Origin of the sequence: Pseudomonas sp. EA_65y_Pfl1_P113 (assembly GCF_963970525.1) — a bacterium.
GTDB lineage: Bacteria > Pseudomonadota > Gammaproteobacteria > Pseudomonadales > Pseudomonadaceae > Aquipseudomonas > Aquipseudomonas tritici.
On the sequence record NZ_CAXAQM010000036.1, the window covers coordinates 42,894 to 51,338 of the forward strand.

At 58.8% G+C, this 8,445-nt stretch carries 7 protein-coding genes; 3 read left to right on the forward strand and 4 right to left on the reverse strand.

Translation table 11 applies throughout. From position 1 onward, the window contains the following. Positions 1 to 7: 7 nt before the first annotated feature. Together lolA and AACY52_RS23930 are read right to left on the reverse strand one after the other, a co-directional pair. A complete protein-coding gene (gene lolA, locus AACY52_RS23925) occupies positions 8 to 631 on the reverse strand; it encodes an outer membrane lipoprotein chaperone LolA (protein ID WP_339421023.1) in 624 nt (207 codons plus the stop codon). Positions 632 to 683: 52 nt separating this feature from the next. Beyond that, positions 684 to 3,089 (reverse strand): DNA translocase FtsK 4TM domain-containing protein, encoded by a 2,406-nt coding sequence (locus AACY52_RS23930; protein WP_339421021.1) that lies wholly within the window; start codon positions 3,087 to 3,089, stop codon positions 684 to 686. A gap of 497 nt (positions 3,090 to 3,586) precedes the next feature. Between AACY52_RS23930 and aat the strand changes: the two genes are divergently transcribed. The 3 genes from aat (at position 3,587) to infA (ending at position 5,349) form a co-directional block, all read left to right on the forward strand. After that, on the forward strand, positions 3,587 to 4,267 hold the full coding sequence (aat, locus tag AACY52_RS23935) for a leucyl/phenylalanyl-tRNA--protein transferase (RefSeq protein WP_339560846.1): 681 nt from the start codon (positions 3,587 to 3,589) through the stop codon (positions 4,265 to 4,267). Positions 4,268 to 4,322: 55 nt separating this feature from the next. After that, on the forward strand, positions 4,323 to 5,030 hold the full coding sequence (locus AACY52_RS23940) for an arginyltransferase (protein WP_339421017.1): 708 nt from the start codon (positions 4,323 to 4,325) through the stop codon (positions 5,028 to 5,030). Between the two features lie 100 nt (positions 5,031 to 5,130). Next, positions 5,131 to 5,349, forward strand: coding sequence for a translation initiation factor IF-1 (gene infA / locus AACY52_RS23945; RefSeq protein WP_002553999.1), 219 nt, complete (start codon positions 5,131 to 5,133; stop codon positions 5,347 to 5,349). 146 nt (positions 5,350 to 5,495) lie between these two features. On the opposite strand, the gene clpA is transcribed toward infA, so the two are convergent. Further along, entirely contained in the window at positions 5,496 to 7,766 is a 2,271-nt protein-coding gene (gene clpA / locus AACY52_RS23950; protein WP_339560847.1) for an ATP-dependent Clp protease ATP-binding subunit ClpA, read from the reverse strand. Between the two features lie 29 nt (positions 7,767 to 7,795). Further along, complete coding sequence (gene clpS, locus AACY52_RS23955) at positions 7,796 to 8,164, reverse strand: ATP-dependent Clp protease adapter ClpS (protein ID WP_101271708.1); 369 nt, start codon at positions 8,162 to 8,164, stop codon at positions 7,796 to 7,798. Positions 8,165 to 8,445 lie beyond the last annotated feature (281 nt).

Genomic DNA, 8,445 nt, shown 5'->3' on the forward strand with positions numbered 1-8,445 from the left:
GGGGGATTTATTCCTGGATCACGTCGGCACCCTTGGGGATGTCGAACTTGAACTTGGACGCCGGCACAGGCTGGTTGGCCTTGACCCCGGAGAACAGGATATCGGTGCGTTGGCCGACGCTGTCGACCAGTCGCATGTTATTGATCACGCCGTTGCCAAACGACAGGGACAGTGTGTCAAACAGGGTGTCCTTGGATTTCGGCTTGAGGGTGAACTCAATGACGTTGCTGGTTTGCTTGGACGTGATGTCGAAGCTGTCGTTGATTTTCGACACATCGCCCGACAGCAACAGCGCCGGGGTCTGGTTCAGACGCGGGTCGAGCTTCTTGATGGTCGCCTGTTCCAGGTCCGGGTCCCACAGAGTGACCTTCTGGCCATCGGAAACGATGGTCTGTTCAGCCTTGCCTTCCGTATGCCAGTAGAACAGGCCAGGGCGCTTTACAGCCATTTCGCCTGCGGTTTCCTGCAACTGGGTGCCGCCGGCATCCAGGGTCATCTGGGAAAAGCGCGCAGTCAGCGTTTGGGATTTGTCCAACAGGTTCTTCAGGCTGGCGACGGAAGCCGGGTCAGCGTGAGCCGAAACAGCGGTCAGGGCCAGTGCCGGCAACAACAGCATGCGGATAAGACGCATGGGAGTCCTCATTGAGTCGTTAGCGTGCCGCGTGCTGCCACGCGGCACGGGGTCAGTCGCGCATCTGCCCAGGGGCAATGACTTCGCGCGAGCCGTTGGTGTTCATTGCGGTCACGACGCCGGCATTTTCCATGGATTCGATCATGCGGGCGGCGCGGTTGTAGCCAATCTTGAGCTTGCGTTGCACGGCGGAAATCGACGCGCGACGGCTTTCCAGCACGAAGGCGACGGCTTCGTCGTACAGCGCGTCGGTCTCGGCATCATCGTCACCACTGCTGCCGCCGTCAAAGCCACTGCCGGCTTCTTCGACGCCCGCGAGGATGTCGTCGTTGTATTCCGGCGCGCCGCGCAGTTTCCAGGCTTCCACCACGCGGTGTACTTCATCGTCGGAAACAAACGCGCCGTGCACCCGGATTGGCAGGCTGGTGCCTGGCGGCATGTAGAGCATGTCACCGTGGCCCAGCAGTTGCTCGGCACCGCCCTGATCGATGATGGTCCGCGAGTCGATCTTGCTCGACACTTGGAACGCCATGCGCGTCGGGATGTTGGCCTTGATCAGACCGGTGATCACGTCCACCGAGGGACGCTGGGTGGCGAGGATCAAGTGGATACCGGCCGCCCGAGCTTTCTGGGCGATACGTGCGATGAGTTCTTCGACCTTCTTGCCGACGATCATCATCATGTCGGCAAATTCGTCGACCACCACCACGATGGTCGGCAGCTTGGTCAGCAGCGGCGCTTCGTCGTGAATGCTTTCGCGCTTGTACAGCGGGTCGGCCAGCGGTGTGCCGGCGTCCTGGGCCTCCTTGACCTTGGCGTTGAAACCCGACAGGTTACGTACGCCCATCTTCGCCATCAGCTTGTAGCGGCGCTCCATCTCGGCAACGCTCCACCGCAGCGCGTTGGCGGCGTCCTTCATGTCAGTGACCACGGGGCACAACAGGTGCGGGATGCCCTCGTAGATCGACAATTCCAACATCTTCGGGTCGATCATGATCAGTTTGGCGTCATCCGGGCCGGACTTGAACAGAATCGACAGGATCATCGCGTTCACACCCACCGACTTACCGGAACCGGTGGTACCCGCGACCAGCAGATGAGGCATTTTCGCCAGGTCAGTGATTACCGGCTTGCCGCCGATGTCGTGACCCAAGGCCAGGGTGACCGGCGATTTGAAGCTATCGTATTCCGGCGTCGACAGGACTTCGGAGAAGCGCACGATCTGGCGGTCTTCGTTGGGGATTTCGATACCCACGGTGGTTTTGCCGGGGATCACTTCCACCACGCGCACGCTGGTCACGGCCAGGGAACGCGCCAAGTCTTTCGCCAGGTTGGAAATACGGCTGACCTTGACGCCCGCCGCCGGCTGGATCTCGTAACGGGTAATCACCGGGCCGGGGTGGATCGAGTCCACCGTCACTTCGACGCCGAATTCCTTGAGCTTGATTTCCAGCAGGTGGCCGACGGCCGCCAGGGATTCAGGGGAATAATTAAGTTGTTTCTTTTCGGCCGGGTCGAGAATCGAGATCGGCGGCAAGGTACCTTCGACGGCGCTGTCGACAAACAACGGCGCCTGTTTCTCTTTTTGCACGCGAGCGCTGGGCTCGGGGGCCTTGGGCGGCGCCGGGGCAATCACTGGCGGCACCTGCTTCTCGCGGTCCGACATGTGCTTGCTCAGGGCTTGCTCGCGTTCGATCAGGCGTTCCTTGACCTTGGCCTGTTCGCGTCGGTCCGGCGTGCTCGGGGCCACCACCTCGTTGACGCGGGTGTCCACCTCACGCAGTTGGGCCACCATGCGTTTGCGGTCCACACGGGCCGACCACCAGCGATTAGCCGCGCCCTGGAATAGCTCCAGCAGGTCGAGGGTGATCTTGCCAGTCACGTCCATCACCTTGAACCACGACAGATCGGTGAACACGGTGAGACCGAACAGGAACAGCGCAATAAACATCAGGGTGCTGCCCTGGATATTCAGGCTCTTGCGCGCCAGGTCGCCGAGGCTTTCGCCCAGCGCACCGCCCGCACCCGCCGGCAGGCCGGTCGGCGCATGAAAATGGATATGGGCCAGGGCCGCGCCGGACAGCACCAGGAACACCAGGCCGATCAGGCGCCACGAAAACAGCCAACCGCTCCACTGCCATGGCTCGTGACGCTGGCGGAAGATCTGCCAGGTCTTTATCGCCAGCAGCAACGGGAAGATATACGCGAAGTAACCCAGCACCATAAACAGGATATCGGCGCTGTAGGAACCGGCGGGGCCGCCGAAGTTCTGCACGTCTTCGATCTTGCTGTTATGGCTCCAGCCGGGATCGTCCTTGCCATACGTGAGCAAGGCCATCATCAGGAACAGGCACAGCGCGCCGATAGCGATCAGCGCACCTTCCTTGAGGCGATAATGCAGGTGCTGGCGCCAGGCCGGCACGACTGCTGCTTTAGGTGTTGCGGCGGATTTCTTCAAAACGGGTCTTTTCCTGCGCCTTTAGCGCGTCCATCTGTTGAATGACTGCAAATACTGCCCAATCCGAGCAGCTGAAAAATGAACGAGTGTCGTTGAATCTACTTTTTAACATTGGGCGATTGCTGGATGAAATGAGGAAAGCGCCACAATGCCCGCATTGTACGGGTTTGTGACTGCGATGCCACGCCCTGGCCCTTCACCCGGCAGCCTAGCCAATCGAGTCTCACAACATGTTCAATTTGAGCATGCATTGTCTTTGCTGACAAAGGCTTATGAGCTGTTTTTATCAATCAAGGCCAGCTTGGCAAATGGCCTGCATCGAACCAACCCGATTACGACCGCGCCCCCGACACAGAGTTGCAGAAACACCTGCTCACGCTAATACGCATGAAAGGCCGATTCGGGCTGGCCCGATGGCGCCATGTCGACAATAATCAGCACTGCGCAAGCAGGTGTCATACCTGTCACTCCCCTCCCCTTCCGCAAGCCTGGATGCCATGCTGACCTGGTTACAACGCGATTCACTGACCTTCCCCCCGCTGGCCAAGGCCATGCGTGAGCCCAATGGCCTGCTCGCGGCCGGTGGCGACCTGTCGGCCGAACGACTGGTGCAAGCCTACCGTCACGGCTGCTTCCCATGGTTCTCGGAGGGCCAGCCGATCCTCTGGTGGTCGCCCGACCCACGTACCGTCATACTCCCCGACGAGCTGCATGTGTCCCGCAGCCTGGGCAAACTGTTGCGCCAGCAGCGCTACAGCGTCACCTTCGACCAGGACTTCGCTGCAGTCATCCAGGCCTGCGCCGCACCGCGCGCCTATACCGATGGAACCTGGATCACCCAAAGCATCCAGAGCGCCTACCTGGAACTGCATCAGCGCGGTTACGCCCATTCGGTAGAGGTCTGGGACGACGGGGAACTGGTGGGCGGCCTGTATGGCCTGGCAATGGGCCAATTGTTTTTCGGCGAATCAATGTTCAGCCGCGCCGACAACGCTTCGAAATTCGGCTTTGCCACGCTGACTCGCCAACTACAGGCCTGGGGCTTTGTGCTGATCGACTGCCAGATGCCCAACGACCACCTGCACAGCCTGGGTGCCCGCGCCATTTCCCGCAGCGACTTCGCAGGCTTCCTGCGTGACCATCTGGACCCGCCCAACGCCGGGCCTTGGGTTTCTTAAGCGACTTGCGCACTCCTGACTTACACTTACTTCAAAGCTTATCCGAGGGTTGATCATGACCGAGTTGGCGCGTTTGAAGTTTTATGCCACTCAACCCCACTCTTGCAGCTATCTGCCCGACGAGCAGGCCACCACACTGTTCCTCGACCCCAGCCAGCCGATGGACGTGCATGTGTACGCCGATCTCTCGGAAATGGGCTTTCGGCGCAGTGGCGATCATCTGTACCGGCCGCATTGCCAGAACTGTAATGCCTGCGTGCCGGCGCGCATCCCTGTGGCGCAGTTTCTGCCGGACCGTAACCAGAAGCGCATCCTCAAGCGCAACGCCGACCTGACGGTGATGCCAGCCAAGCCGCGCTTCACCGAAGAATACTTCGACCTGTATCAGCGTTATATCGAGCAACGACACGCCGACGGCGATATGTTTCCGCCCAGTCGCGACCAGTTTTCCACGTTCCTGGTGCGCGACCTGCCCTTCTCACGCTTCTACGAGTTTCGTGCGGACGGCCGCTTGGTGGCCGTCGCCGTGACCGATTTGCTGCCTAACGGGCTTTCAGCGGTCTACACCTTTTATGAGCCTGACGAAGAACGCCGTAGCCTGGGACGCTTCGCGATCCTCTGGCAAATTGGCGAATCCCTGCGCCAGGAACTGGAGGCGGTGTACCTCGGCTACTGGATCAAGAACTGCAAAAAGATGAATTACAAGACCCAATATCGACCCATTGAACTGCTGATTAATCAAAGATGGGTCACACATAACTAGAACCCCTTGGCTTAAACACCCTTTTTCGGGCACAATGCACGCCGCTTTTGCCTGGCGCAGTTGCACCGGGCCATTCACTGGATACCGAGGGCTTTACTGCATGTCGAAAGAAGACAGCTTCGAAATGGAAGGCACTGTCGTCGACACCCTGCCCAACACCATGTTTCGTGTGGAGTTGGAAAATGGGCACGTCGTAACCGCGCATATCTCCGGCAAGATGCGCAAGAACTACATTCGTATTCTTACCGGCGACAAAGTGCGCGTCGAGCTGACGCCCTATGACTTGAGCAAAGGGCGCATCACTTACCGCGCTCGCTAAGCAAGTCAATACAAAACGCCCGGTTATGCCGGGCGTTTTTGTGTGTGCTCTTTACCTAACAAGCCCGCTCCCACATTTAATCTCCTTCGTTTTCAAGACAGCAAAAAGGCGCCTTTCGGCGCCTTTTGCTTTGTTGCGGTCAGCTATCAGGCCATTTCAGCCGTGGTTTCGAACTCGAAGGCCAGCTCGCCGTCCTTCAGGTCGATGTGCACCACGCCACCATGGTCGGAAAGCTCGCCAAACAGGATCTCTTCGGCCAGCGGCCGCTTGATCTTGTCCTGGATCAGACGCGCCATCGGGCGTGCGCCCATTGCCGCATCGTATCCGCCTTCGGCGATCCAGCTGCGCGCCGCTTCCGAGACTTCCAGTTGCACGCGCTTGTCTTCCAACTGCGCCTGGAGCTCGGTGAGGAACTTGTCCACCACACTTTTGATGACCTCATGGCTGAGGCGACCAAACTGGATAATAGTATCCAGGCGGTTGCGGAACTCCGGCGTAAAGCTTTTCTTGATCACTTCCATGGCATCAGAAGAGTGATCTTGATGACTGAAGCCAATCGAAGCCCGCGCGGCCGTTTCGGCACCGGCGTTGGTGGTCATGATCACGATCACGTTGCGGAAGTCCGCTTTGCGCCCGTTGTTGTCGGTCAGGGTCCCGTGGTCCATCACCTGCAGCAGCAGGTTGAAGACTTCCGGGTGGGCCTTCTCGATTTCATCGAGCAGCAACACGCAATGCGGCTGCTTGGTGATCGCCTCGGTCAACAGGCCGCCCTGGTCGAAACCGACATAGCCCGGAGGCGCGCCGATCAGACGCGACACGGTGTGCCGCTCCATGTATTCGGACATGTCGAAGCGCACCAGCTCGATGCCCATGGCCTTGGCCAACTGCCGCGCCGCTTCGGTCTTGCCGACGCCGGTCGGGCCTGCGAACAGGAACGAACCGACAGGCTTGTCCGGCGACTTGAGGCCAGCACGCGATAGCTTGATCGCGGTGGACAGCGCATCGATGGCCGCATCCTGGCCAAAAACGGTGAGCTTGAGGTCGCGCTCCAGGTTGCGCAGCAGCTCCTTATCGGAACTGTTGACGTGCTTAGGTGGAATCCGCGCGATCTTCGCCACGATGTCCTCGACTTGAGGCACGTCGATGCGTTTCACACGCTTCTCGACCGGCTGCAGGCGCTGGTAAGCCCCCGCCTCGTCAATCACGTCGATCGCCTTGTCCGGCATGTGCCGGTCATTGATGTAGCGCGACGCCAGCTCAGCCGCCGCACGCAGGGCCTCATCGGTGTACTCGATGCCATGGTGCGCTTCGAAGCGCCCCTTGAGCCCGCGCAGGATGCCGATGGTGTCTTCGACCGAAGGCTCGGACACATCGACTTTCTGAAAGCGACGCGCCAGGGCACGGTCTTTCTCGAAGATGCCGCGAAATTCCTGGAACGTGGTCGAGCCGATGCAACGGATATCACCCGAGGATAACAACGGCTTGAGCAGGTTGGAGGCATCCATCACCCCACCGGAGGCGGCACCGGCACCAATGATCGTGTGGATTTCGTCGATGAACAGAATCGCCTGCGGGCGTTTTTTCAGCTCGCCGAGCAACGCCTTGAAGCGCTTCTCGAAATCGCCCCGGTACTTGGTCCCGGCGAGCAAAGCGCCGAGATCAAGGGAGTAGACGACGCTGTTGGCCAGCAGGTCTGGCACCTGGTTATCCACGATGCGCTTGGCCAGGCCTTCGGCGATCGCGGTTTTACCCACGCCCGCCTCACCCACCAGCAACGGGTTGTTCTTGCGACGACGCGCGAGGATCTGCGCCACGCGCTCAACTTCCAGCTCTCGCCCCACCAGCGGATCGATCCGCCCCTGGCGCGCCAGTTCATTGAGGTTGCTGGCATAGGCATCCAGTGGATTGACCGAAGAAGAAGACTCACCACCCTCTTCGTCCTGCATCTCCTGCTCACCCTCGGAATGATCGCCGTGCCCAGGCACCTTGGAGATACCGTGGGCGATGTAGTTGACGACATCAATACGGGCAACGCTCTGCTGTTTCAGCAGGAACACTGCCTGGCTTTCCTGCTCGCTGAAAATCGCCACCAGCACGTTGGCGCCTGTGACTTCACGCTTACCGGAGCTCTGCACGTGGAAAACAGCACGTTGAAGCACCCGCTGGAAGCCCAGGGTTGGCTGGGTTTCACGGTCTTCATCGTGGACGGGAATAAGTGGCGTCGTGGAGTCGATAAACTCCTGCAGGTCATGCTTGAGTTTGTCGAGGTTAGCGCCGCACGCACGCAGAACGGTGGCGGCAGCTTCGTTATCCAAAAGTGCCAGCAGCAGGTGTTCGACGGTCATGAATTCATGACGCTTCGAACGGGCCTCCTTGAAGGCAAGATTGAGGGTGACTTCGAGCTCGCGGTTTAACATAGCTTCACCTCATACCCAAGTGGTCGGCGTTAACCGTCCTTCTCGATTTCACAGAGTAGCGGATGCTGGCTTTCCCTGGCGTACTGGTTGACCTGCATGGCCTTTGTCTCGGCGATGTCGCGGGTAAACACTCCACATACTGCCCGTCCTTCTGTATGAACGGCCAGCATTACCTTGGTGGCCAACTCGCGGTTCAGGTTAAAAAACACCTCGAGCACTTCGACGACGAAATCCATCGGTGTGTAGTCATCATTGAACAAAACCACCTTGTACATCGGCGGCGCCTGTAAAGCAGGCTTGGCCTCCTGAACAGCAATGCCTGCAGAACCGTCGTCATCATGTTCATGATCCGGTCGATCCTGATTGAATGTTAGTCGAATCTGGCTGTTTGCATGCATGGAAAGAAAGGTTCGTCAGTGGTTCAAATACAGTGGTGGGGGCGACCTGTCAGAATTTCAACTCTGACCGACTGGTCGCCTTGACTATCGGCAAATCGGTGTTACAACCAATAGAACCCACAGTGGGTAAAAAAGGTCCGCGCAGTCAACCTTATTTATGGTTCTTCACGGAATCACGGGAAAGACAGAAACAAGAACGCCGATTTGATGGATGATGTTCGTGCGAGCAAACACATCTAAAAAACCGGCGTTCTTATGCGTGATATTAATACTTTTCTTCC

What these genes read in the sequence shown, in the direction of transcription:
- infA (WP_002553999.1), top strand. Translation starts at nt 5,131, where the DNA reads ATGTCGAAAGAAGACAGCTTCGAAATGGAAGGCACTGTCGTCGACACC.
- clpS (WP_101271708.1), bottom strand. Translation starts at nt 8,164, where the DNA reads ATGCATGCAAACAGCCAGATTCGACTAACATTCAATCAGGATCGACCG.
- lolA (WP_339421023.1), bottom strand. Translation starts at nt 631, where the DNA reads ATGCGTCTTATCCGCATGCTGTTGTTGCCGGCACTGGCCCTGACCGCT.
- aat (WP_339560846.1), top strand. Translation starts at nt 3,587, where the DNA reads ATGCTGACCTGGTTACAACGCGATTCACTGACCTTCCCCCCGCTGGCC.
- clpA (WP_339560847.1), bottom strand. Translation starts at nt 7,766, where the DNA reads ATGTTAAACCGCGAGCTCGAAGTCACCCTCAATCTTGCCTTCAAGGAG.
- AACY52_RS23940 (WP_339421017.1), top strand. Translation starts at nt 4,323, where the DNA reads ATGACCGAGTTGGCGCGTTTGAAGTTTTATGCCACTCAACCCCACTCT.